The sequence below is a fragment of the Flavobacterium xinjiangense genome, assembly GCF_900142885.1.
Classification (GTDB): Bacteria; Bacteroidota; Bacteroidia; order Flavobacteriales; family Flavobacteriaceae; genus Flavobacterium; species Flavobacterium xinjiangense.
This window is the reverse complement of record NZ_FRCL01000004.1, coordinates 216,556-241,446: the sequence shown is the minus strand read 5'-3', so window position 1 is coordinate 241,446 and position 24,891 is coordinate 216,556. Positions and strand designations below refer to the sequence as shown.

The 24,891-nt window shown below is 34.3% G+C and carries 19 protein-coding genes and 3 tRNA genes; 14 read left to right on the top strand and 8 right to left on the bottom strand.

Annotated features, from left to right (window positions below):
* Position 1 precedes the first annotated feature (1 nt).
* The 8 genes from BUC23_RS06735 (at position 2) to BUC23_RS06700 (ending at position 9,513) form a co-directional block, all read left to right on the top strand.
* Positions 2-1,582 (top strand): amidohydrolase, encoded by a 1,581-nt coding sequence (locus BUC23_RS06735; RefSeq protein ID WP_073207421.1) that lies wholly within the window; start codon positions 2-4, stop codon positions 1,580-1,582.
* A 57-nt stretch (positions 1,583-1,639) separates the two neighbouring features.
* Entirely contained in the window at positions 1,640-2,125 is a 486-nt protein-coding gene (locus BUC23_RS06730) for an Lrp/AsnC family transcriptional regulator (RefSeq protein ID WP_039109557.1), read from the top strand.
* Positions 2,118-3,419 (top strand): aspartate aminotransferase family protein, encoded by a 1,302-nt coding sequence (locus BUC23_RS06725; RefSeq protein ID WP_073207419.1) that lies wholly within the window; start codon positions 2,118-2,120, stop codon positions 3,417-3,419. The genes BUC23_RS06730 and BUC23_RS06725 overlap by 8 nt, the downstream gene beginning before the upstream one ends.
* On the top strand, positions 3,416-4,837 hold the full coding sequence (locus BUC23_RS06720) for an aldehyde dehydrogenase family protein (protein WP_073207416.1): 1,422 nt from the start codon (positions 3,416-3,418) through the stop codon (positions 4,835-4,837). Before BUC23_RS06725 ends, BUC23_RS06720 begins: the two co-directional genes overlap by 4 nt.
* A gap of 91 nt (positions 4,838-4,928) precedes the next feature.
* On the top strand, positions 4,929-5,579 hold the full coding sequence (locus BUC23_RS06715) for a GNAT family N-acetyltransferase (protein ID WP_073207413.1): 651 nt from the start codon (positions 4,929-4,931) through the stop codon (positions 5,577-5,579).
* 96 nt (positions 5,580-5,675) lie between these two features.
* The gene (locus tag BUC23_RS06710) at positions 5,676-7,028 is read left to right on the top strand and encodes an NAD-dependent succinate-semialdehyde dehydrogenase (protein WP_073207410.1); all 1,353 of its coding nucleotides are present in this window, start codon (positions 5,676-5,678) and stop codon (positions 7,026-7,028) included.
* 39 nt (positions 7,029-7,067) lie between these two features.
* The gene (locus BUC23_RS06705; RefSeq protein WP_073207406.1) at positions 7,068-7,922 is read left to right on the top strand and encodes a TorF family putative porin; all 855 of its coding nucleotides are present in this window, start codon (positions 7,068-7,070) and stop codon (positions 7,920-7,922) included.
* Positions 7,923-8,463: 541 nt separating this feature from the next.
* Positions 8,464-9,513 (top strand): outer membrane beta-barrel protein, encoded by a 1,050-nt coding sequence (locus BUC23_RS06700; RefSeq protein ID WP_073207404.1) that lies wholly within the window; start codon positions 8,464-8,466, stop codon positions 9,511-9,513.
* 293 nt (positions 9,514-9,806) lie between these two features.
* On the opposite strand, the gene BUC23_RS06695 is transcribed toward BUC23_RS06700, so the two are convergent.
* From BUC23_RS06695 to BUC23_RS06675, 5 genes are all read right to left on the bottom strand, one after another.
* Positions 9,807-10,709 (bottom strand): N-acetylmuramoyl-L-alanine amidase, encoded by a 903-nt coding sequence (locus BUC23_RS06695; protein WP_073207401.1) that lies wholly within the window; start codon positions 10,707-10,709, stop codon positions 9,807-9,809.
* 43 nt (positions 10,710-10,752) lie between these two features.
* Positions 10,753-11,220: a hypothetical protein gene (locus BUC23_RS06690; protein WP_073207398.1), complete on the bottom strand. Its 468-nt coding sequence runs from the start codon at positions 11,218-11,220 to the stop codon at positions 10,753-10,755.
* Between the two features lie 39 nt (positions 11,221-11,259).
* On the bottom strand, positions 11,260-12,573 hold the full coding sequence (gene rimO, locus BUC23_RS06685; protein ID WP_073207396.1) for a 30S ribosomal protein S12 methylthiotransferase RimO: 1,314 nt from the start codon (positions 12,571-12,573) through the stop codon (positions 11,260-11,262).
* 221 nt (positions 12,574-12,794) lie between these two features.
* Positions 12,795-14,300 (bottom strand): OmpP1/FadL family transporter, encoded by a 1,506-nt coding sequence (locus tag BUC23_RS06680; RefSeq protein ID WP_073207393.1) that lies wholly within the window; start codon positions 14,298-14,300, stop codon positions 12,795-12,797.
* A gap of 47 nt (positions 14,301-14,347) precedes the next feature.
* Entirely contained in the window at positions 14,348-15,325 is a 978-nt protein-coding gene (locus BUC23_RS06675; protein WP_073207390.1) for a hypothetical protein, read from the bottom strand.
* Between the two features lie 101 nt (positions 15,326-15,426).
* Between BUC23_RS06675 and proS the strand changes: the two genes are divergently transcribed.
* From proS to rpsT, 5 genes are all read left to right on the top strand, one after another.
* Positions 15,427-16,905 (top strand): proline--tRNA ligase, encoded by a 1,479-nt coding sequence (gene proS, locus BUC23_RS06670; RefSeq protein ID WP_073207387.1) that lies wholly within the window; start codon positions 15,427-15,429, stop codon positions 16,903-16,905.
* A 78-nt stretch (positions 16,906-16,983) separates the two neighbouring features.
* A tRNA-Glu gene (locus BUC23_RS06665) sits at positions 16,984-17,055 on the top strand.
* Positions 17,056-17,101: 46 nt separating this feature from the next.
* Positions 17,102-17,173, top strand: a tRNA-Glu gene (locus BUC23_RS06660).
* Between the two features lie 38 nt (positions 17,174-17,211).
* A tRNA-Glu gene (locus tag BUC23_RS06655) sits at positions 17,212-17,283 on the top strand.
* A 158-nt stretch (positions 17,284-17,441) separates the two neighbouring features.
* Positions 17,442-17,693, top strand: coding sequence for a 30S ribosomal protein S20 (rpsT, locus tag BUC23_RS06650; RefSeq protein ID WP_073207384.1), 252 nt, complete (start codon positions 17,442-17,444; stop codon positions 17,691-17,693).
* 110 nt (positions 17,694-17,803) lie between these two features.
* On the opposite strand, the gene BUC23_RS06645 is transcribed toward rpsT, so the two are convergent.
* Both BUC23_RS06645 and BUC23_RS06640 read right to left on the bottom strand, forming a co-directional pair.
* Positions 17,804-18,211, bottom strand: a complete 408-nt coding sequence (locus BUC23_RS06645) for a response regulator (protein WP_073207382.1) — start codon at positions 18,209-18,211, stop codon at positions 17,804-17,806.
* Entirely contained in the window at positions 18,211-19,926 is a 1,716-nt protein-coding gene (locus BUC23_RS06640) for a PAS domain-containing sensor histidine kinase (RefSeq protein WP_073207379.1), read from the bottom strand. Before BUC23_RS06640 ends, BUC23_RS06645 begins: the two co-directional genes overlap by 1 nt.
* Positions 19,927-20,095: 169 nt before the next feature.
* On the opposite strand from BUC23_RS06640, the gene typA reads away from it, so the two are divergent.
* A complete protein-coding gene (gene typA / locus BUC23_RS06635; RefSeq protein WP_073207377.1) occupies positions 20,096-21,892 on the top strand; it encodes a translational GTPase TypA in 1,797 nt (598 codons plus the stop codon).
* A 149-nt stretch (positions 21,893-22,041) separates the two neighbouring features.
* Here the strand turns inward: typA and BUC23_RS06630 are convergent, their stop codons facing one another.
* Positions 22,042-24,828, bottom strand: coding sequence for a T9SS type B sorting domain-containing protein (locus tag BUC23_RS06630; RefSeq protein ID WP_073207375.1), 2,787 nt, complete (start codon positions 24,826-24,828; stop codon positions 22,042-22,044).
* Between the last annotated feature and the right edge of the window lie 63 nt (positions 24,829-24,891).

Genomic DNA, 24,891 nt, shown 5'->3' with positions numbered 1-24,891 from the left:
AATGAATTTCAAATTAATACACAATGCCAATATTATTACTATGGATCCTGCTTTTGCAAAAGCGGATTCCATGGTAATTAATCCTTTGGGAAAAATTGAAGCTATTGGAACTGAAACCGAATTGCGCAATCAATTTGGTTCTTTTTCCACTGAATTTGATTTTAATGGAAAAACAGTTGTTCCAGGTTTGAATGACGCGCATATCCATGTTTGGAAAATCGGACATCTTCGTACGTTTATGTTGGATGTTCGGGGTGTAAAATCTATAGTGGAATTCAAAAAATTATTAAAAGAGTTTGCCGAGAAAAACCCTAATTCCGAATGGATTATGGCTCGTGGAATCAATGAAATGGTTCTCGAAGAAAAACGATTGCCAACCAAAGAAGATTTAGACGAAATTATTTCTGACAGACCTGTTTTTGTAATTAGAACTTGTGCGCATATTGGAATTGCCAATTCAAAAGCCATAGCAATTTCAGAAGTTGATGAAGCTACTGAAGTTCCTTTTGGAGGAGAGATTCGCAAAAATCAAGATGGAAGTTTACAAGGTATTTTTACCGAAAGAGCGTTGGGATTAATCATGAATAACATTCCTGCATTTACTTTCGAAGAATATAAAAACATGATTCTGGAAGCGCATAAGTATTTGTTGCGTTTAGGAATTACTAGCACGACGGATCCGGCTGCAAATGAAGAATTATTGGCGGCTTACATTAAATTGGACAAAGAAGGATTGTTGCAAGTGCGAATGAATGTTTTCCCGCTTCGAATTCCGGATGGTAGTGACGAAATTCAGGTTTTACCGGAATTATATGAATCGGAATTTTTGCAAATAAAAACCGTAAAGTTTTTCTCTGATGGCGGTTTGAGTTCAGCTACAGCTGCCTTGAATGTTCCTTATAAAAATACGGACGGTTATAAAGGTGTTTTGAGATTGGATTACGATAAGTTTTTTCAAACAGCCAAAGAAGCTGTTGCAAAAGGATTTTCGGTTGCCACACATGCCATTGGACATCAGGCAGTTGATTTGACTTTGAAAGTGTATCGCGATCTGTTCAAAATAGACAATACTTTAAAACACAGAATTGAGCATGTTGGATTTTTATCTAATGAAAATATAAAAGATTTTAAACACATGAATATGACTGCAGCGATGCAACCGATATTTATTTACGAATTGGCAAACAATTTCAAAAGCACTTTGCCAGACGAGTTATTAGAGGTGGTTTACCCTTGCAAAACGGTTTTAGATAACGGAATAAATCTAGCCTTATCTACCGATGGTCCCGTGGTAAAAGAAATTAATCCTTGGGTTAATATGGAAACGGCGGTTACCCGAAAAGCAATGGATGGTTTTGTCATTGGCGAAAGCCAGAAAATAACTTTTGAGCAAGCTTTACGCGCCTATACGGTAGGAAGTGCGATTGCGGATAATTTAGAAAATATAAAAGGAAGTCTTTCTATAGGGAAATATGCCGATTTTATTGTTTTGAATAAAAATCCATTTAAATTAGACGATGTTTCTACCGTTGAAGCCAATGAAACTTGGGTAAATGGAGAATTAAAATATAAAAAAGAGTAAAAAATTATACGTTATCAGGGTTTTTAAATTGTGATACCGTTTTTAAAAAAATAAAAGATGAGTGCATTAGATGATGAATTAGATTACCAAATATTGAAACTCCTTCAAAAAGATGGCAGAATGTCGTTTACTGAAATTTCAAAAGAAATTAATGTTGCAGTGAGTACCATTAGACACCGTTATATTAACTTAATTGAAGATGGGACTTTGCAAATTATTGGAAGGGTCGATCCTAACAAAATTGGTTTTAATGCTTACGCAAGTGTTTTGATTTCAGTTAAACCAAAATCATACATGAAAACTATTTTTGAGGAATTGGCAAAGTTGCCTGAAATTAGTTTTTTAGCTTCTGTTTCGGGCGATTATGATATTGAAGCCAATATTATGTGTCGGGACATGGAACATTTGAATGAATTATTAGGCGATAAAATTCATGCAATGGAAGGTGTTTTCGATACTAAAACAAATATGTATATGAAAATTTACAAATTCGCGCAACCCGATTTAGAATTAGCAAAATTATCAAGCAAGCAAAATGAATAATACAGACAAATTATACGAAAGAAGAAAAAAAAGTGTTCCAAACGCTTTAGGAATTTTCAATCCATCCAGCATTCAATCTGCCAAAGGAGCCATTATTATTGATGCTGATGGTAGAGAACTGATTGATTTTGCAGGAGGAATTGGGGTAAATAATGCAGGACACGGTGTGCCAGAAATTATTGAAGCAATCAAAAATCAAGCAGATAAATTTATTCATGCTTCCTTTAATGTTTCGGTTTACGAACAATATTTAGACTTAACGGAAAAATTGTGTGAGATTTTGCCGCATGGTGAATCTACTAAAGCAATGCTAACTTTATCTGGTGCGGAATCAGTGGAAAATGCCATTAAAATTGCTCGTGCCGTAACCGGAAAATCAGGAATTATCTGTTACGAGGGTTCTTTTCACGGACGTACAATGATGGCAATGACTTTGACATCCAATGTGAAATATAAAGAAGGTGCCGGACCATATGCGCCTGAAGTATACCGTTTAGAATATCCGTATTACAAACCGAGTATGAACGCTCGAATGACCTCAGATGAATTCGATGATTTGATGATTATGAAGTTGCATAAAACTTTTTCATCAACCGTTTCAGTGAGTCAAACCGCTGCAATTATTTTAGAATTAGTGCAAGGCGAAGGCGGTTTTACTGTTGCTTCTAAAAAATATGTTCAATATTTGCGTAAATTTTGTACTGAAAATAACATTTTTTTAATTTTTGATGAGGTGCAATCCGGTTTTGGTCGCACCGGAAAATGGGCAGCCTACGAGCATTACGGTGTAACTCCAGATTTGTCAACTTGGGCAAAATCTATGGGGGGCGGAATGCCTATTGGTGCCGTTATTGGAAAACAGGAAATTATGGATGCCGTTAAACCAGGACTCATTGGAGGAACCTATTTAGGGAATCCGTTGAGTTGTGTCGCGTCATTGGCAAGCATCAATTACATGCAAAAAAACAACATCAATGCAGCGGGTGAAAAAGTCGGGCAAATTGTTCGAGAAAGATTCAATCAGTTGCAGGCAAAATATTGTAAAAACATTACCGATGTCCGCGGATTGGGAGCGATGCTGGCCATAGAATTTTTTAACCCGGAAACTAAAATGCCTGATGGTGATACCACAAAAGCCATTGTCAATAAATGTTTAGAGAAAGGATTGATTGTAATCACTTCGGGAACGTACGGAAATTGTATCCGAATTTTAAGTCCATTATTTATAGAAGACGAAATTTTAGAAAAAGGCTTGTCAATTTTAGAAGAAACAATAAAAGAAATACTGTCATGAGAAAGCAATATATAAATGGAGAATGGTGCGACGCAGTTGATGGCGCAACTTGGGATTTACAAAGTCCAGCTACCGAAAAAATAATTGATAAAGTTCCTTTTGGAAACACTGCTGATTGTGCCTTGGCGATTGCAGCCGCTGATGCTTCTTTTAAAGAATGGAAAAATACAACACCTTATTTTAGAGCTGAAATATTAAAGAAAGCAGCCAATTATATGCGTGCAAATGTCGAGGCTTTCGCCAAGGAAACTTCACTGGAAACGGGTAAGCCAATGCTGGAATCTCGAGGTGAGTGGCAGGTTTCTGCTAATCTATTCGAATGGTTTGCAGAGGAAGGAAAACGCAGTTACGGACGCGTTATTCCGTCTAGCAGAATCGACAAACGTTCCATGGTTATTTATCAGCCATTAGGAGTTGTTGGTGTAATTACCGCTTGGAATTTTCCTGCCTATAATCCTGCTCGTGCCGTTGCAGCTGCTTTGGCTGCCGGATGTAGCGTGGTCATGAGAGGTTCTGAATTTACGCCTTTATCTAGTTTCAATATGGCAAAGGCATTGCACGAAGCCGGAATACTAAAAGGAGTTTTCAATTTAATTAATACTGAGCCAGTTGCTACTGGAACTGAAATGATTGAAAATCCTTTATTAAAAAAAATAAGTTTTACAGGAAGCACAAGAGTTGGAAAAATTCTGATGGATGGAGCTTCAAAAACAGCAACAAAATTATCACTTGAATTAGGTGGAAATGCTCCGGTAATTATCGAAAAAGACGTCGATGTTGAAGCAATTGCGCATCAGGCTTTGGTTGCGAAATTGCGAAATTGCGGTCAGGTTTGTGTAGCTCCACAACGCTTTTATGTGCATTCCTCTATTTTTAACCAATTTGTTTCGATTGTAAAAGAAGATATTTCGCAATTGAAAACAGGAGTTAATGGTGGTGATATTGATTTTGTAGGACCATTAATTAATAAAAAACAACAGGAACATTCTTTGGAAATGCTTGAAAAAGCAAAAAGCGAAGGAGCAATTGTTCACATTGGTGGAGAAGAGGCTGAAATAGGATTTTTTGTGCATCCAGCTTTGATTGAAGCCAGACAGAATCAGGCTTTTATTAAGACAGAAGTTTTTGGTCCGTTGATGATTGTCATCCCTTTCGAAACGAAAGAAGAAGTTCTGGAATGGGCAAATGACACGGAATATGGCTTGGCTTCTTATGTATTTACAAATCATATTAAAACAGCTAATTTCTATGCCGAAAATCTTGAATTTGGAATGGTGGGAGTCAATGAATGGGCTGCTCACGGTACTGAATTGCCCTTTGTTGGAATAAAAAGTAGCGGAATAGGACACGAGTCGGGTTCCGAAGGATTAAAAGAATACATGGAATTGAAACTAATTAGTTACGGTAATATGTCATAAAGATTTTTGATTGCATATTGTGAATCCGTTTGTCATCATGAGAGTGGCTGAGAGAGGTGTTCCAAATGATAACAAGATTAGATAAAAAATTATGAAAAAAGAAATTTTAGGTAAATATACGTTGCAAACACCTTTGCCGGAACATGCAAAACAGCAAGCCGAATTACAAGAAATTGTTTTTCCGACCCTTTCTGCAGAGGAATTAATTACGGAAGAAAAATACAAAAGACATTTGGAGATTTTTCCAGAGGGACAATTCATTGTTTTGGATGGTGATAAAGTAATTGCTTCTTGTACGACTTTGCGTCAAAATTATCACAAAGGACACCATACTTTTTTGGAGATTTCTGATGACTTATGGTTGGGAACACACGATCCTAAAGCCGATTGGATTTATGGGTTGGATGTTTCTGTTCATCCGGATTACCAAGGAAAAGGTATTGGAAGAGAAATTTATAATGCCCGTCAGGATGTAGCTAAAGCATTAGGTTGCAAAGGGCAAATGACAGCGGGAATGCCTATTGGTTATGATAAAGTAAAAGATCAAATGACTATTGCGGAATATTGTGATAAGCTGATAAAAGGAGAAATCATAGACCCAACAGTAACGGCTCAAACTAAATGTGGATTCATTCTGGTAGAACCATTATTTGATTATTTAGATGATCCTAGAAGCGGAAATTGTTCGGTTTTGATGTATTGGCCTTTGGATCCAAACACTAAATTAAGTGAAAACCATTAAAAAAGTGTTCAGTTCGAAGTATTCAGTGTTCAGTCGTAATGAAGTTCTGTCAAGTAACTTTAAGCGTACAACATTAAATTTTAAACAAAAAATAAAATGATATTCAAATCAATAAATCCATTTTCAAGAGAAATTATTGCGGAGCATGAAGTGTTGACGGACGCGCAATTGAATCAGAAATTGGAATTGTCAGAAAGCGCTTTTAAAAATTGGCGAAATACTTCTTTTCAGGAAAGAGCTGATAAAATGAAAAAACTAGCCAATATTCTGAGAGCAAAGAAGGATGAGTTAGGTTTGTTGATTACTAATGAAATGGGTAAAATTTTAGCCGAAGGAATTAGTGAAGTCGAAAAATCAGCAGGAAATTGTGACTTCTATGCGGATAATGCAGAGAAAATGCTGAAAGACGAAAAGTACGATACACCTTTTACTAGCCTATCTGTCTATGACCCAATGGGTGCTGTTTTTGCGATTATGCCTTGGAATTACCCCTTTTGGCAAGTATTGCGTTATGCCGCGCCGGCTATTATGGCGGGGAATGTAACACTATTAAAACATGCGCCAAACGTTATAGGTTGTGCCAAAGCAATCGAAAATGCATTTTTAGAAGCTGGTTTCCCAGAAGGTGTTTTCCAACAAATAACCATTGATATTGCTCAAGTCGAAAGTGTAATCGCTTCGGATATTGTACATGGAATTACGTTTACAGGTAGTGAAATGGCAGGTTCCTCCGTAGCATCTTTGGCAGGAAAGCATATCAAAAAATCCGTTATGGAGTTGGGAGGTTCGGATGCATTTATTGTTTTAAATGATGCCGATATTGAAAAAGCAGCAACTGTTGCTACTCAATCCAGAATGTTAAATGCAGGTCAGGCTTGCATTTGTGCCAAACGTTTTATCGTTACCGAAAAAGTAGCAGATGAATTCGCTGCCCTTTTTGCACAAAAAGTAAATGCTTTACATCAAGGAAATCCTTTGCAGGACGGAATTAATATGGGTCCATTAGCCCGATTGGATTTGGCTGAAAAACTAAGCCATCAATTAGAAAAATCGTTGCAACAAGGAGCGAAATTAGTAATAGGAGGAGAGCGAGAAAATTGCAATTTCCAACCGACATTAATTGATTTTGTCGATGCTAATAATATTGCTTTTCAGGAAGAAACTTTTGGTCCGTTGGCTACAATTATTAGAGCCAAAGATGAAAACGATGCCATTGCTATTGCCAATAATCACAGATATGGTTTGGCATCGGCAATTTGGACTGAAGATCGTGAAAACGCATATCGATTGGCACGAAAAATTGAAGCCGGAAATGTTTTTGTAAACTCATTGGTACGTTCTGATTCCAGAATTCCTTTTGGAGGAACAAAAAAATCAGGGTACGGAAGAGAATTATCTGAAATAGGAATAAAGGAATTCATGAATATGAAATCATTGATTATTGAATAATTTGAAAATAGAATTAACCAACCAAAAAAACAACCAAATATGAAAAAAGCAGTAATCATTTTAGCTTTAATGCTAACCAGTACAGTAACTTTTGCACAAGATACGCCAGTTGCTACAGCCGTATCTGAACCGGAAGCTCCAGAACCTAAATTTACGGCCGCCGTAGATGTGGTGTATCCTTATTTATGGAGAGGAATAAAGTATTATGGCGATAAAATAGCGTTCCAGCCCTATATGGCATACGCTTTTACTGATAAGTTAAGTGTAGGTGTTTGGGCAACTACAAATTTTTCTAATGCTGCTGATGCTTACAACGAGTTTGATTGGAGTATTTCCTATCAAGTTTCTCCTGTTGTAAAAGTAATGCTGAGTGATTACTATTGGCCAGCAACTAAGAATAATCCAGATTGGGAGAGAAGCAGCTATTTTGATTATTCAGAAGGATCAGCACAGAGTTTAGATCTTTCTTTATTATTTGATTTTTCTGAAAAAGGGGTGCCGTTGGATTTTCAATGGAATACGTTCATTGGAGGAGGAGATTATAAATATGATGAAAATGGGAATCCGACTACCAGAGCCTTTTCCAGTTATGCTGAAATAGGATATACTTATTCATTAGAGAAAGCAGGAGTTGACGTTCGACCTTTTGTTGGTGCAGCAGTCATTAACGGCGGTTATTATGGAGTTGACGCTAGTGGTAAAGCGGGTTTTACTTTTTCGAATGTTGGAGTGAATATTGCTAAAGAGTTTAAAATCACGCAAAATTATAGGGTCCCCGTTTTTGTTAGGTATACCAATAACGATTACGGTATTCAAGAATTTGATGAGAATGATAATCTCACTAAAACGGTTAGGAATTTCTTTTCAGCTGGTATGACTTTTACTATCAGGTAAATTTTTAATAATAATACTGGAACACTGCCAAATCACGATTTAGTGTTTTGGCAGTTTTTTTTTGTTTTCCAAATTAGTTTCGGCTAATGTCATTGATAATTGTTATTTTTTTTAATAGTACGTATTACGGGTATTTTATAGGGGGTGTGGATTTGAATTTATGAAAAAAAAACAAAAAATTGTGTTTTAATTTTTTTTTTATCTTTTTTATTTAAATAAATAGGGGGTATAGGTAAAATTATCAATTATTGATTTTTCAAATTTGTTACTTAAAAATATGAAATAATCATTATTTAATCACGATTTTTTGTTATTGATAATTCTTCGGTAAAAGTGCCAAAAAAGTAATTATTAATTATTCAAGTAAGATAAAAGTTGATAAATTCGCCAAAAGAAATAGGTATTTAACCCTTGAAAAGACAGACAGTTAAGGTCAGTTTTTTTTTGATTTAGGTACTATAAAGATCCAAATCAGGCAATTTAATACGCTATTTTAATAAAGTAATAACCAACCAGATTAATAACTAAAACTAAATTTAACATGAAAAAAGCATTAAGTATTTTAGTAATTTTGCTAACGACAGGAATAACATTTGCACAAGACACACCAGCACCGGCGACTACCTTTGGAGGATCAGCTGATATGTATTATAAATATGATTTTGCTAACTTAGCAGGAAATGGAAAAACTAGTTTTACTAATTCGCATAACTCATTTGAGCTAGGAATGGTTTCTATTGAGGCATCTCATAAAATGGGCAAAGCTTCTGTATTTGTGGATTTAGGATTTGGTAACAGAGCTAAAGAATTTACATATAATGATAATAGTAGTTCATTTATGATTAAACAATTAAATTTCACTTATGAAATTTCAGATAAATTTAAAGTGATAGCAGGTAGTTTTGGTACTCACATAGGATATGAACTATTGGATGCTGTGGATAATAAAAACTATAGCATGTCTTATGCTTTTACAAACGGACCATTTTTTAATACTGGTGTAAAAGCGCAATATACTTCAGGAAAAGTTAGTTTTATGGCCGGGGTAACAAATCCAACAGATTTTAAAACAGCGATTGAAGCTGGATCAACTCAAAAAACCTTCATCGGACAAATAGCGTATGTTGGGGATTCAGGAAGCGTATATTTTAATGCTACTTCTGGCAGCTCAAATCCTGCGACTACCGTGAACAAAACACAATTTGATGTAGTAGCTTCAAAAAAGATTTCTGATAAATTCTCTTTAGGATTTAATGGAACTTATGCTTTGATAAATGATGATTTAAGCAGCTCAAATGATGAAAAATGGTTTGCTTTAATTGGATATGCTGCCTACGCTCCAAAAAGTAATCTTAGTTTAGCGTACAGATTGGAATATTTTGATGCAACGGATGCTGATGTAACACTAGCTGCTTTAGGTGGGTCTAGTATTGTAGGAAACACACTTTCATTGAACTACAAAGTTGGAAATTTAACAATCATTCCTGAAGTTAGAGTTGACCTGTCATCTGAAGATGTATTTATGGATAGCAATTCAAGTCCAGCAAGTTCTAACGCTTATGTTTTGTTAGGAACTACGTACAGTTTTTAATCAAATTAGATAAAGACAATATTTTTTTTTTGCTGTCAAGATGCTTTTTAAGTATTTTGGCAGCTTTTTTTATTGAAGGTACTTAATCATGAATTTTTTTTAGTGCTGAAGTTACGTATAAAGTCACACCGAATCTTTTAGCAAACGATAAGTTACCATTAGTTTGGATTTTGGTGTCTTTCAATCGTATTACTTAAATTTGGACGGTTTTAATATTTACTTTAAGATAATGTAAAAAAAAACGGCTTTTTGAATGTTTCAAAAAGCCGTTTTTTTTATTTTAAACTAATAAATTATTGTTTCTTGTATATCGAGTAGATAATATTCTTAGTTTTTTCATCAACTACATCATTTACTTCGGACTGAATATAATGCAATTTAAAAGCTGTAACAGCTGCCGAAAGATTTTTTGTATCGTATCCTATAATTCGCAAGCCTTGTTCTACATTAAAGTCTAAAGGAGCAGTTTCTACTATTTCATCAGACCAGATACCAAAACCATTTTCAGCTAAAATTTTCCATGGAAAAAATGCGCTAGGATCTTTTTTCCGAGTAGGTGCGATATCAGAATGTCCAATAATATTTTGAGTCGGGATGTTGTAATCTTTTTTTAATTTAGTCAGAAGTGCTATCAAACTATTAATTTGCGCATCAGAGAAAACTTCGGTTCCATTGTTGTCTAGCTCAATTCCTATTGAGGAAGAATTGATGTCGGTATTTTTACCCCAGGATCCAGTCCCTCCATGCCATGCTCTTAGATAGTCATTCAGCATTTGTATCACTCTCCCATCATCACCAATTACATAATGGGCACTGACTTGCGTGCTTGCTAAAGTGAATGTTTTTATAGTTTGTTGCAAAGAATCTTGTGCTGTATGATGAATGATAATAAAGTTTGGTTTTCGTAAGTTAAAATTCACGGTACTAATCCACTCTGTATTTACACCATTTTTCAAAATCGTAAGCCCAGTTCTTGAAATCGAATCTTTTACATTATGCAGTTGATTGGTGAATAAAGTATCGATTGTGATTTTATAATTATTAACCAACGGTAAAGAAATTGATTCCTTACTTGAAATCGTTTCTTTTAATGCATTAAGTTTTGTATTGTATATTTTCTCACTGGCCTTGTAAGGATTTGTTGCACAAGACGTGATAACGATAATTAAAATCAAAAAGTAAAAAGAATTCCTCATGTTTTTTTATTATTACATTTTTTTGTTCCAAAAAAGGGGTTAACTATTTTTTTTTGGATCTTTTTGGATTTTTACTTTCTTCTGAAAATATTTTATACTTTTCTTTTTGATCTTCATTCAATAATTCAATAACTTTTCTTTCCGTATTTTCTGAAAGTATTTGAAGGTCTTTCATCTGATCGCTTTGATTCGTTTCTTGTTTCAAAATAACACCTTGTCGTTTGATGCTTTCTAACAGGATATTTGAGATGGCGATTTCCTGAAGCTCATCCAGGCCTACAGCCGGTTTTAGTTTAATCATTACTTTGCTTATCGTTTCTTCGGCAGGAATTTCTCTTGGTTTATCATGACTTCTGTCCTGACTCATTCCGCTATTCATTCGGCCACTATTGCCATAGCCATTACCTCCATAACCTCCGCCTCCATATCCGTTGTTTCCGTATTGAGCAGAAACAGTTTGAATTGACAATAACACTAAAGCGCTTATAGCTAACGATTGAACTATTTTCATATTGAATATTTTATAAAGGTTGGGATGTGAATTAGAAATCTAAACAGGTTCTCCGTACAAATCAAATTCAGTAGCTTCGATAATTTTTATCATAACAAACTCTCCAGTTTTTACATAATGTTTGGAGGCATCAATAAGTACTTCGTTATCAACATCAGGACTGTCAAATTCAGTTCGGCCTACAAAATGTCCGCCTTCTTTTCTGTCAATAATGCATTTGAAAATTTGACCTACTTTTTCTTGATTTAAATCCCAAGAAATTTGAGATTGCAATTCCATTATTTCATTGGCTCGCTCTTGTTTTACTGTATCAGGAACATCATCTTCCAATAAGTATGCATGTGTATTTTCTTCGTGAGAGTATGCAAAACAACCCATTCTGTCAAATTTCATTTCTTGAACAAAATCTTTAAGGATGTTAAAATCTTCTTGAGTTTCTCCTGGATATCCTACGATTAATGTCGTACGAATGGCCATTCCGGGTACTGCTTCACGGAAATCTTTTAATAATTTTGTTGTTTTTGCTTGCGTAGTTCCTCTTCTCATTGACTTCAAGATAGAATCTGAAATATGTTGCAAAGGAATATCAATATAGTTACAAATTTTAGGTTCGCGTTTCATGATCTCTAAAACATCCATAGGAAAACCAGTAGGGAAGGCGTAGTGCAATCGAATCCATTCGATTCCTTCTACTTTTACTAATGCTTCCAGTAATTCTCCAAGATTACGTTTTTTGTATAGATCAAGACCGTAATAAGTCAAATCCTGAGCAATCAAAATTAGTTCTTTAACGCCATTTTTTGCTAAACCTTCTGCTTCTTTTACTAATTTTTCAATAGTTTGAGAAACATTTTTTCCTCTCATTAATGGAATCGCGCAAAAACTGCATGGTCTGTCACAACCTTCAGAAATTTTTAAATACGCGTAATTTTTTGGAGTTGTTGTTAAGCGCTCTCCTAATAATTCATGTTTATAATCGGCTCCCAATGCTTTCAATAATTGTGGTAACTCCGTAGTACCAAAAAACTGATCTACATTTGGAATTTCTTTTTCTAAATCAGGTCTATAGCGTTCTGAAAGACATCCAGTAACAAAAACCTTATCTACTAAACCTCGTTCTTTTTTGTCTGCATATTCTAATATCATGTTTACTGATTCTGCCTTGGCATTATCGATAAATCCACAAGTATTTATTACAATAATGTTCCCTTCGCTTTCTGCTGGCGCTTCATGCTCAACATCTTTGCCACTGGCACGGAGTTGGCCCATAAGCACTTCACTGTCATACACATTTTTTGAACACCCAAGAGTGATCACATTGATTTTATTCTTTTTTAAGGACTTCGTTCTCATAGTATTATACTCCCGATAATTTGGGAAGTTTGCAAAATTACGATTTTTTATTCAAACTGAACTTGTTTCAGTTTCTTTTCAAGTGTTTTATGGAGCTATTCCTGCTATCCGCTCTATCTTTTCCTGGCTAAAGAAGCCAGAAAAAGGATGCCGCTGCTATTAGGGCTAAAAAAATCCGTTTCATAATAACGAAACGGATTTTGGACATTGTTTTTTAGATATTACAATTCAAATAATAAAGTCAAAGAGACATTGTTATTCATAGTTTTAATATTAGCACCATCAGTGAATCCTTGATTGAAAAAACCTTGTTGTGAACTTCTTTCTGCAGTTGAATAAGCCAAATCTACCTTGGTTGAACCAAAATTATAGCCTAAACCTGCTGAATAGCCAGTTAAGTCACCAACGGTGGTTTTATTTTTATAAGGACTTTGTTCGTATCGATAACCCGCTCTTAAACTCAAAGCGTTAATTTTATATTCGGCACCCACTCTTACTTCATTAGTTTTATCTAAAACGGAACTCATATAATTATTTACACTATTAAAATACGAATCATTTTCAGGTTTAAATTTGGTGTTGCTGTAATCTTTCATCGCATAATCAAAGCTTATCAATCCGGATTTGCCAAAAACATAAGCAAAACTTCCTGTCAGTTTACTGGGTGTTTGTAACTTGTAAGGTTCGTATAGATTTGTGACTTGAGGATCTACAACGTCATTTGTATCTGGTTGGTTTGCTGCACTGCTTACTGCAACCAGTTTTTGAGAAAATTCATCACTCAAATGATACCAAGTGGATGATTCGTAAGCCAGTCCTAAGCGAACTTCATTAGTAACTTTTGCAATAGCGCCCACTTGAAATGAAAATCCAGTTCCGTATGTGTATAATTCATTGTCAAAACGCAATCTTGTAACGGTATAATCAGTACTTAACGGAGCGCTATTGTCTTCGTAAAAACTCGAAGATTGTCTGTAATCTGTAAAATGAGAGTTTAGGTTCAGTCCTATATATAGTTTGTCTTTGTAAGACGTAGCGGCATTAAAAGATAATTTCCCATTGTATCCGTTTGTTATTACTGTATTTTCTTGATAGTAATTTCCTCCGGCAGGAACATTCGAGGTATATTGGGTGTTGTTATTGTTATTGGGATCAACTGGATTTATGATGTATCCTTGGTATCCTAAATATCCTTGTTGTGCTCCATTATCTAAACTTCTATAGCTAGAGTCTCTTAGTTTGCTTAATGGAATTCCATCTGCATAACTCAAAAAATAGCCGTCAACTGAGTTGGTTGGATTAGTTCCTGCGGAAAATATTGAATTATTGTAATTGTTTACGTTATCATAATTCACGCCTAAAGAAAACTTTTTCCAATTGCTGTTTGGGTTTCCGTTTTTAAAAACAAAAACACCTCCCGCTTGATTTAAATCAAAGGAATTATCTTTCTCAGAGGTTGTTGTACCAAAATAATTTGAATTATTTTTTGTATTGTAGCTGCTTAAAGTTACCGCTATCTGATTATTTGAAAAAACTGCTGAACCGGCAGGATTTATATTTAAAGAGGATAAATCGCCACCAAGTGCTCCGAAAGCGCCACCCATAGCTCTAAAACGGGCGGTACCATTCAAGTTGTCTTGTGCATATCGCATGGCATCCGTTATCTCTTGTGCTTGAGCTGCAGTAAAAGTGAAGCCAGTTAGTAATAGGAATAAAATTTTTTTCATTTTATATCAGCTTAAATTTGTTTTTTATATTCAATTTAAAGTAAAAATTATCTTCTTCTTCCTCCGCCTCCCGATGATCTGCCACCATCACTGCTGCTGCCAGAGTTTGAAGGGCTGTATGATCTTGAGGATGAATTAGAGTCGCTTCTAGGGCTTGGCGTGTAGGTTCTGGTATTGCTATCGCTGCGAGAGTTTGTTGTATTTGATCTTCTGCTGGGTGTATAGCTAGAATTGTTTTGATTTTGAAATTGGTTTCTAGAAAACGTAGGACTTGTTCTAGTGTTGTTGTAAGGAGAATTTCTATAGTTTCCTCCTCTAGTGCCATTTACTTGGTTTTGAGAATAATCACTTGAGCTTCTGTTGTTGCTATAGTTTCGGGTGCTATTTATATTGTTCGAATAATTAGAGCCTCTTCTGCTCGGGTTGTAAGAATAATTGTTATTGTTGTAATATCCGGATGAATATCCACCACCATAATAAGGATATCCGTAATTTGAGTATCCAAATCCAAACCCATAATAAGGAAATCCCCAGCCGAAACTAGAATAACCATATCCATAAGGATAGCCATAACCGTAATTTGAATATCCATATTCATAAGGATACCCATAACCGTAATTTGAATATCCGTATCCATAAGGCGAGCCATATCCATATCCTAACGAAAGACCCCATTGATTTGGATAAATATTTATATCCGCTTTTTGATAATTACTTCCCCAATCGCTGTAGCCGGAACTAGTTTGTTGATTGTTTTGATTTGAATCATTGTAACTATCAATATCAGTGAAAATTTGAGTAGACTGATTGTCATTTTGCAAAGAACTAAAATAATCCTTATAGCGATTGTTTGTGCCAACTTGAGGCTCTCTTTGAATATTTTCAGTCTCAGTAGTTCCATATATACCGTCTCTATCGTAATAAGAGCTGTTTTGATAGGAGCCACAAGAGGACAAGAGAATGCTCAAAAACCCAACAATATAATAAATTGATGCATTTCTGAAGGAAAAAGTACTAGTTTTCATATCTATGGGGTTTTTTATTGTTGGACAATACAAAAATAGTTAGTTTTGCGGAACTATTTAGTTAAAATAATTAAAACAAAATTTGTGCCAAACTATTCAATATGAGTAAGAACTTAACTACAAGATCAGAAGATTATTCAAAATGGTATAACGAGCTGGTTGTCAAGGCTGATTTAGCCGAAAATTCAGGTGTAAGAGGTTGTATGGTAATCAAGCCTTACGGTTATGCAATTTGGGAAAAAATGCAAGCGGAATTGGATCGAATGTTTAAAGAAACAGGTCATCAAAATGCCTATTTTCCTTTATTTGTTCCAAAAAGCATGTTTGAGGCAGAAGAGAAAAATGCGGAAGGATTTGCAAAAGAATGTGCGATTGTTACTCATTATAGATTAAAAAATGACCCAGATAAGCCAGGTAAGCTTATGGTTGATCCTAATGCGAAATTGGAAGAAGAATTAATCGTTCGGCCAACGAGTGAAGCTATTATTTGGTCTACATACAAAGGATGGGTGCAATCCTATAGAGATTTACCGTTGTTAATTAATCAATGGGCAAATGTGGTTCGATGGGAAATGAGAACAAGATTGTTTTTGCGTACTGCAGAATTTTTATGGCAGGAAGGTCATACTGCTCATGCTACAAAAGCAGAAGCTGTTGAGGAATCTGAAAAAATGATGCATGTATATGCTGAATTTGCTGAAAATTTCATGGCGATTCCAGTTGTAAAAGGTGTTAAAACTGAAACAGAACGATTTGCCGGAGCAGAAGAAACTTATTGTATTGAAGCCTTGATGCAAGATGGAAAAGCATTACAAGCCGGAACCTCTCACTTTTTAGGTCAAAACTTTGCTAAAGCATTCGATGTTAAATTTGCCAATGCCGAAGGAAAACAAGAACATGTTTGGGGAACTTCTTGGGGTGTTTCAACTCGTTTGATGGGAGCTCTGGTAATGACGCATTCTGATGATCAAGGATTAGTTTTGCCTCCTAATTTGGCGCCAATTCAAGTGGTTGTTGTTCCTATATATAAAACAGATGAACAACTAGAAGCTATAACGGCTGAAGTAGATGTTTTGGTGAAAGCATTTAAGAAATTGAATATTTCTGTAAAATACGACAACAGAACAACTCAAAAACCAGGATTTAAGTTTGCTGAATGGGAATTAAAAGGAGTTCCTGTTAGGATTGCTGTTGGTCCTAAAGATTTGGAAAATGGAACTTTTGAAGTTGCAAGAAGAGATACATTGTCAAAAGAAGTTGTTTCTAAAGATGGAATTGTGACTTATATCAGCGATTTATTAGAGCAAATTCAAAAAGAATTGTTTGAAAAAGCATTAAATTATCGAAATACGCACATTACTGAAGTAAATAGTTTTGATGAATTTAAGCAAGTTTTAGACACTAAAGGAGGCTTTGTATCAGCTCATTGGGATGGAACTGCAGCTACTGAAGAGAAGATTAAAGACTTGACTAAAGCGACCATCAGATGTATTCCTTTGGATAGAGTAGAAGAGGCGGGAAGCTGTGTCTTTACTGGTGGTGAGTCCATAGGAAGAGTCTTGTTTGCGAAGGCATATTAAAAAAAAATAATTTTTTTCGCATCTACTATTGTACGTTTCAAAAATAGTTGTATTTTTGCATCCGCATTAGAGAAGCAGGGCCCGTTCGTCTATCGGTTAGGACGCATGGTTTTCATCCATGTAAGAGCGGTTCGATTCCGCTACGGGCTACTATTTTTTTGCATGTTAAAGTTTTCCTGAACTTAGAAGGAAAAATGGCCCGTTCGTCTATCGGTTAGGACGCATGGTTTTCATCCATGTAAGAGCGGTTCGATTCCGCTACGGGCTACAATTCAATTTATATTGATAAAAACTTAGGAGGATAATGGTCCGTTCGTCTAGGGGTTAGGACGCCAAGATTTCGTCTTGGTAACAGGGGTTCGATTCCCTTACGGACTACAATTAGTTGTAAATAAGTTTTGTAAAACAGAGGTTGGTGTCTCCAATCGTTGTTTTATTAGTTAAAACCAAAGTGATTGATTAACAATTGTGGGAGGTTTTTCTTTTTTAACTAATAGTTTATAACAATTATTACAATTAAAAAAAAATAAAGTAAAATGGCAAATCATAAATCAGCTCTAAAAAGAATTAGAAGTAACGAAAAGAGAAGAGTATTAAACAGATACCAACACAAAACTACTCGTAATGCAATTAAAGCATTAAGAATAGCTACTGATAAAGTTGACGCTACTTCTAAATTGTCAAATGTAATATCTATGATTGATAAATTAGCTAAGAAAAACATCATTCATGATAACAAAGCTTCTAATTTAAAATCTAAATTAACGAAACACGTTGCTAAATTGTAATTACTATAATTTATCTGCACATAAAAAAAGCTCCCAATTGTATTGGGAGCTTTTTTTATATGTATTTTATTGGATTGTATTTTTAAGTTTTCAGGTATAACTTACTATTTTTAGAGTTTGTTTTTTAAGTATTCAAGCATGGTTGAGGTAATTGGTTTCGATAGAAAATCAATTACCATTGGATAGGTTTTAGATTTTTCAATGTCTTCCGGGTCTATTGTAGAGGAGAGTACTATGACCTTTATGTTTTTAAATTCTGAAAACTCCAAGCTATTGAAATGATCGAGAAATTCCCACCCTCCCATAACAGGCATATTTAAATCCAGAAAAATTAACTGAGGATGCTTTTTTGTTGGGTGTTCAGTATTAGCGTATTTCAAGGTGTTAAAGTATTGAAGGGCTTCCTCGCCATTTTGTGAAGTGATAATTTCTTTGGAGAAGGAAGCTTTAACGATAACTTTTTTACATAACATAAGTGTTATAGGGTCGTCATCAACGCATAATATTTGCTCTAACATTATTGTTTGTTTTTGAATGTTAATGTGAATGTAGTTCCTTTGTTTACTTCGCTATCAATGCTAATGGTGCCTCCCATGGTTTCGACTTGTGATTTGACTAAGTATAATCCCAATCCTTTACTGTCAGGGTAATTATGGAATCTTTGATACAGTCCAAAAACTTTATCTCGATTTCTTTCTAAATCAATTCCTATCCCATTGTCTTTGAATATTAAATAAACAGTGTCATCAGTTTGATTGGCTGTAATGGTTATTTTGAGTTTTCTACTTTCGGATTTATATTTTAGAGAATTTGTTAATAGATTAATCAATATGCTTTCAAAATAAGCTTTATTAGTGTTTAAAACAGAAACTTTTTCAAAATTAAGCTTGATTATGGGTTTGTGTAGTTCGATTTGAAAACTTAATTGACTAAATACGTTTTCAAAGATTTCATTTAGTGGTACATCTTCTTTTTTTATAGAAGGATTGTCTTTAATGATAATGACTTTTACTAAGTCATTGATGGTGTCATTTAATAAATGGGTTGATTTGCTAAAGCCGTTTATGATTTCACTTAATTCTTGATTTTCAATGGGGATGTCTTCGATTAAGTTTAAAAGACCGGTCAGGTTAGATAATGGGGCTCTGAGATTGTGTGATGTAATATAAGAGAACTGCTTTAAGTCCTTGTTATTTTGTGTTAATTCTCGAATCAATTGCTCTTTTTCTTTTTCTTGTTTTTTTTCCTCAGAAACGTCCCTTTGTATTGAAACCCAGTGTGAGAGTTCGTTTTCAGTGTTGTAGACTGGTACCATCGAGAAACGTACCCAATACTCTTCTTTATTCTTTTTGTAACTTATAGTTTCAATTAGGCACTCTTGTTTCTTTTTTAAGGCGCTGATTAATTTTTTGTATTCTTGCTGATCAGAATTCGGACCTTTGAAAATATTAGGTGTTTTTCCAATAATTTCATCAGAATGGTATCCGGACATAATCGAAAAGGCTGGGTTTACGTAAATTATTTTAGGAATCCGGGTATTTTTGGAGTCTGCTTCGGTAATAATTATAGAATCTTTGCTCTGTGTAATAACCGTTTCCAATAATTTAAGGCGTTGTTCTTCTTCTTTTTGTTTTGTAATATCTTGAATCGCACCAATCATTCGTATTGCTTTTCCTTCCTCATCTTTTAAGAGGAATCCTCGGTCTAAAACATATTTATAGGAACCATTGGCACATTTAAAACGATATTGATCTTGCCAATTTTCGGTTTTTTGTTCTATAAATGAATATAATTTAATGGACATTTTAATACTGTCTTCTGGATGGATTTTTTCAAACCACCATGTGGAGCTGCTGCCAACTTCATCTTGCGAATATCCAAAAATCACTTCGATTCCTTTGTTCCAAGTCAAACTGTCTTCTTGTATTTTCCAATCCCATATAGTATCGCTTGTTGCTTTAGCTACAATGTCATATTTTTCGTTTGACTCTTTAATTTCATCGTTTGTATTTTTAAGTTTTTCAAAAATTTCAGAGTTCCGATTGTCATTTTTTGATAAAATTAATTTGTAGGCTATTCCAGTAAAGGTTATAAATAGTAAATCTTTTATGAAGTTATAGTTTTGGTAATTAGTGTCGTAGGTTGAATTTTGTAATAATTTATGGCAAATGATTGCCACAAATAAAGAGATGAGGATATAAGTTAGTGTTATTTGATTGGTTTTGTTTTTCATTACTCAAATATATAGAAATAATGTTAAAATACTAATCAACACTTGAAACTTATTTTGTCTCTTTTTGCTCCTTTATTTTTAATGTAATGCGTTAACAATATGTAAACTATTGCATAAATATTTTTTATATCAAAATAAAGTGTACCTTTGCACCCATTAAAAATCACAGATGGAATCTATTAGAAACATTGCAATTATTGCCCACGTCGATCACGGTAAAACAACTTTGGTTGATAAAATTATGTATCACTGTCAGTTATTTCGTGACAACGAAAACACAGGTGACTTAATCCTTGATAACAACGACTTAGAGCGTGAAAGAGGTATTACCATTACTTCAAAGAATGTTTCTGTAGTATACAAAGGAACAAAAATCAACATTATCGATACTCCTGGTCACGCCGATTTTGGTGGTGAAGTAGAGCGTGTATTGAACATGGCTGATGGAGTTTGTTTACTTGTGGATGCATTTGAAGGCCCAATGCCTCAAACTCGTTTTGTATTACAAAAAGCACTTGACCTTGGTTTGAAACCATGCGTTGTTATTAATAAAGTTGATAAAGAAAACTGTACTCCTGAGGAAGTTCATGAGAAAGTTTTTGACTTAATGTTCGAATTAGGAGCAGAAGAGTGGCAGTTGGATTTTCCAACAGTATACGGTTCAGCTAAAAATAACTGGATGTCTGACCATTGGGAAAACGTAACTGATAATGTGGAAGCATTGTTGGATATGGTTATTGAAAATGTACCAGCTCCTAAAGTTTCTGAAGGAACACCACAAATGTTGATTACTTCATTAGACTTCTCTGCTTTTACAGGTCGTATCGCTATTGGTCGTCTTGAAAGAGGTGTATTGAAAGAAGGGATGCCAATCTCATTAGTAAAAAGAGACGGTACAATAATGAAATCTAGAATTAAAGAACTTCATACTTTTGAAGGACTTGGTCGTAAGAAAGTACAAGAAGTAATTGCTGGAGATATTTGTGCAATTATAGGTGTTGAAGGATTTGAAATTGGAGATACTATCGCTGATTTTGAAAACCCGGAAGCGTTGAAAACAATTGATATTGACGAGCCTACTATGAGTATGTTGTTTACTATTAATGACTCTCCATTCTTTGGTAAAGAGGGTAAATTTGTAACTTCTCGTCATATTAGAGACCGTTTGACAAAAGAATTAGAGAAAAACTTAGCAATGAAATTGGGTGAAACTGATTCAGCTGATAAGTTTATGGTTTTTGGTCGTGGTGTACTTCACTTGTCTGTTCTTATTGAAACAATGAGAAGAGAAGGTTATGAATTGCAAATTGGTCAGCCACAAGTTATTATCAAAGAAATTGATGGTAAAAAATGTGAGCCTATTGAGGAATTAACAATTGACTTACCAGAAACACTTTCTGGAAGAGCGGTTGAGTTCGTTACTATGCGTAAAGGTGAAATGCTAAGTATGGAAACTAAAGGTGACCGTATGATTGTAAAATTTAATATTCCATCACGTGGAATTATTGGATTGCGTAATCAATTGCTTACTGCTACTGCAGGTGAGGCTATTATGGCACACCGTTTTATCGGATACGAACCTTACAAAGGAGAAATTGCTGGACGTAACAAAGGTTCTTTGATTTCTATGGAAAAAGGAAAAGCTATTCCTTATTCTATTGATAAATTGCAAGATCGTGGTAAGTTTTTTGTTGAACCAAATGCCGAAATTTACGAAGGTCAGGTAATTGGAGAAAACTCTCGTGGTGATGATATGTGTGTAAACGTAACTAAAGAGAAAAAACAATCGAATGTTCGTTCATCTGGAAATGATGAAAAAGCAAGGATTATTCCTCCGATTATTTTCTCATTAGAGGAAGCTTTAGAATACATTCAAAAAGATGAATATGTAGAGGTTACACCAAAATCTATTCGTTTGAGAAAAATCTATTTGACTGAAACTGATAGAAAAAGATTTAAAATCTAATTTTATATTTTATAAAAGAAAAGCCATTCGAAAGAATGGCTTTTTTTATGGTTATTTTTTCTTACTATTTTATTTTTTTGAATCCCGACTACGTATTTTTTTATGTTGAGAGAAGCGGGAAGTATAGATGTTTTTTACTTTGAGTTTGATTATCTTTTCAAGCTAAAATGGCCTTTAGCTTCTCTTCCGTCCTCTAATTTTACAGTGTACCAATAATCATCTGAAGGCATTGCTGATCTATTATAAATTCCATCCCAACCTTGACTTGAGGGAGACAATTGTCTGAGTAATTTTCCATATCGGTCAAAAATATATATAGCCGTATTCTTATATAAAATGGAATTTATTCCTTTTAAATTCCAGTAATCATTGTATCCGTCGCCGTTTGGAGTAAAAAATTTAGGAGCATCTAATACGGCAAAACCTTTTAATTTTTGACCACATCCATTTTTGTTTTCGACAATTAATTCATGAAAACCGCCTGGTATGTTTTCAAAAATAGGTGAATTTTGAAAAGGAGTTTCTGTTCCATTTTCAAAATATATCATATACCTGTAATCGGTTGGATTAGCTACTTCAATTATCACTTGGTTTAGCGGTTGTAAATCCTGAATTATTATATTATTTATTTTGGCTAAATAAGATAATGTCACAATGCATTTTCTAGTTGTAGAACAACCAAATTTATTTTTTATAATAACACTATATTCACCTTCTTTATTTACTAATATTGTTGGACTTGTTTCACCTGTAGACCAAAAATAGGTAAAATCACTTGTGGTTGCGGGAGCTGTTATTCCAGAATCTAATACTATAGAAGTATTGGTTGCACCCTCACATAAAATTCTATTTTCTAAAATAGAAACTTTTGGTGTTGGTTCTACAATAATTTCAAAATGTCCCGTTCCATAGCAGCCTTGATCATTTTCAGCTCGAATGAATATTGTTTTTGAAATTGAAGCATATTGTTCTTCGAGTTCATTCCTTCCTAATGATGCATCATCTTCAGTAGCATAAAAAAACAACCGCACGTCTGAAGGCAATTTTAATTCAGCTTTTATTAAAGTTTTTTTCTGTTTTAAATCAAACAAACCTTTTCCATTGTCCAGATCACATTCATGCATTGCTTCAGGTAATAATAGGACACTTTTATTGGCATGTAACATTACTGATCCAATACTGTAGCAGGATGAGTTGGGTTGAGTTACTTTTGCAAATAGAATCTCGTCAGGAATAGTGTTTCTGTAATTTTGGGGTATTGATAGGGAATTTGTAATGTCATTATCTGCATCACTTTTACTATGGTAATAATATACCTCGTACTCTTTTTGGCCTAAACTAATTGGATCATTAGCAAGAGCTAAATTAAACATGGCTAGGCCATCTGTAGATAAGCTATCTTGCGTATCGCATTGAATTAATTTATAAGTCGTTGCAAGTATTTTGGGAACATCATATATAGTAATTATTTTTTCGAGGGGTTCTCTATCCTCCCCATTTACAGTTTTTATTAAAGTTACTTTATAATCACCAGTTTTTGTATAGGTGTGATATGCATCTCGGTCTCTGGAAGTTGCACCATCTCCAAAATCCCAAATAACAGCATCTATTTTTTCGACAGAATTGATGTAAAAATGTGTAGCCTGTCCTAAACAATTGAATTCATAATTGAAGGCATATAAAAACAAAGAGGTGATAAAGGGAGGCAAGCCTAATTTAGTTTTTCCTGTACCTAAATCTATCTGGTTTTGTAGAAAATTACAACTGGATCCATCTGATTCGGGATTGTTAATTACCGATAACTTATTGCTGCTATCAGCTCCAAATGCATATCCAGAACGGTATATTTTTTCATCGAGAGCTAATTGTAAGGCACCAGCAACATTTGTCGAAGAGTTTATTGTGGTTTTTGATCCAATAATATTAGAGCTTTTAAGATCATACTGAATTAACAAACTTCCTAGAGAGACATCATCATTGCTAAATAGATTTGTAGTCACGTATAACTTTTTAGATCTAGCTGAAAATTCTAATCCATAAGGATTTGATCCATTAAGAATTGAAATCCCATTACTTACTTTTCCAGTTAAAGCATCAAAATCAAATAGCCATACATTGCCTGTATTTCTAATTACATTGTTTTTTGGGCCTAAATCATCATTGGGCTTTAAAGCACTATTTGCGATAGCAATTTTTTTTCCATTAGGCGATGTTTTTAAATATCCAATTGCGTTTGAAAGGTAACCACCTGTAGGTATATTTAGTGGCGTATTTGATTGGATAGGTTTTTTATCAACACCCTGATTACTTATTTTGAAGGAAAAAAAAGTGCTTTTAAAATGGGTGATTACCCAAAAAGAAACTCCGTCTCCATGTTGTACTGCCGTAATTTTTTCGGAACATTTGAATTTTACATCTTCAGCATTATTTACATCGTAGGTTATAAGAGGTATGTTTTTTTCAGTAGTGGATACGTCTCCTAAACCATTATTCAGTCTTAAATCAACTAGGGAATAGTTTAATCCATTATTAGGCGGGTCTTCATTATTTAAGGGGTCATCATCTATATTTGCGGGAAGTGGTTGATCTACTGTGAAAATATAATACAAATTGGGATTGTTCGGTTTTGGAACAATAATCGCTGATTGCGTGCTTGAGTTATGCCCTAATAAGCCATATCCGTTGGGCATAATTTGATGTGATTTGTCATAAACAATAGAACCGTCCGTATAAAAAAGTAAATTGCCATTTTTATCAGAAATAGTTGTACATCCTTCTGCAGTATTTAGTTGACCGTTTGTTAAAGTTACGGGACTTCCAGAATTGAAATCTAAACCAGCTTTTACACCAAAGTACCAGTTTGCTGCTTCTTTTTGGGAAAAAGAAGGGATTGTAAAAAATAAAAGAATAAAGATAAATAATGCACTGTATTTCATGTTTATTTTAAACTAACAAATATAGTTAATATTAATATGAAGAGAATTAAATTTTAACAGCAA

Coding starts and splice junctions, on each gene's coding strand:
- BUC23_RS06680 (WP_073207393.1), bottom strand. CDS start 14,300: ATGAAAAAAATTTTATTCCTATTACTAACTGGCTTCACTTTTACTGCA.
- BUC23_RS06705 (WP_073207406.1), top strand. CDS start 7,068: ATGAAAAAAGCAGTAATCATTTTAGCTTTAATGCTAACCAGTACAGTA.
- BUC23_RS06710 (WP_073207410.1), top strand. CDS start 5,676: ATGATATTCAAATCAATAAATCCATTTTCAAGAGAAATTATTGCGGAG.
- BUC23_RS06640 (WP_073207379.1), bottom strand. CDS start 19,926: ATGAAAAACAAAACCAATCAAATAACACTAACTTATATCCTCATCTCT.
- BUC23_RS06735 (WP_073207421.1), top strand. CDS start 2: ATGAATTTCAAATTAATACACAATGCCAATATTATTACTATGGATCCT.
- typA (WP_073207377.1), top strand. CDS start 20,096: ATGGAATCTATTAGAAACATTGCAATTATTGCCCACGTCGATCACGGT.
- BUC23_RS06695 (WP_073207401.1), bottom strand. CDS start 10,709: ATGAGGAATTCTTTTTACTTTTTGATTTTAATTATCGTTATCACGTCT.
- BUC23_RS06700 (WP_073207404.1), top strand. CDS start 8,464: ATGAAAAAAGCATTAAGTATTTTAGTAATTTTGCTAACGACAGGAATA.
- BUC23_RS06730 (WP_039109557.1), top strand. CDS start 1,640: ATGAGTGCATTAGATGATGAATTAGATTACCAAATATTGAAACTCCTT.
- rimO (WP_073207396.1), bottom strand. CDS start 12,573: ATGAGAACGAAGTCCTTAAAAAAGAATAAAATCAATGTGATCACTCTT.
- BUC23_RS06630 (WP_073207375.1), bottom strand. CDS start 24,828: ATGAAATACAGTGCATTATTTATCTTTATTCTTTTATTTTTTACAATC.
- BUC23_RS06675 (WP_073207390.1), bottom strand. CDS start 15,325: ATGAAAACTAGTACTTTTTCCTTCAGAAATGCATCAATTTATTATATT.
- proS (WP_073207387.1), top strand. CDS start 15,427: ATGAGTAAGAACTTAACTACAAGATCAGAAGATTATTCAAAATGGTAT.
- BUC23_RS06690 (WP_073207398.1), bottom strand. CDS start 11,220: ATGAAAATAGTTCAATCGTTAGCTATAAGCGCTTTAGTGTTATTGTCA.
- rpsT (WP_073207384.1), top strand. CDS start 17,442: ATGGCAAATCATAAATCAGCTCTAAAAAGAATTAGAAGTAACGAAAAG.
- BUC23_RS06720 (WP_073207416.1), top strand. CDS start 3,416: ATGAGAAAGCAATATATAAATGGAGAATGGTGCGACGCAGTTGATGGC.
- BUC23_RS06725 (WP_073207419.1), top strand. CDS start 2,118: ATGAATAATACAGACAAATTATACGAAAGAAGAAAAAAAAGTGTTCCA.
- BUC23_RS06715 (WP_073207413.1), top strand. CDS start 4,929: ATGAAAAAAGAAATTTTAGGTAAATATACGTTGCAAACACCTTTGCCG.
- BUC23_RS06645 (WP_073207382.1), bottom strand. CDS start 18,211: ATGTTAGAGCAAATATTATGCGTTGATGACGACCCTATAACACTTATG.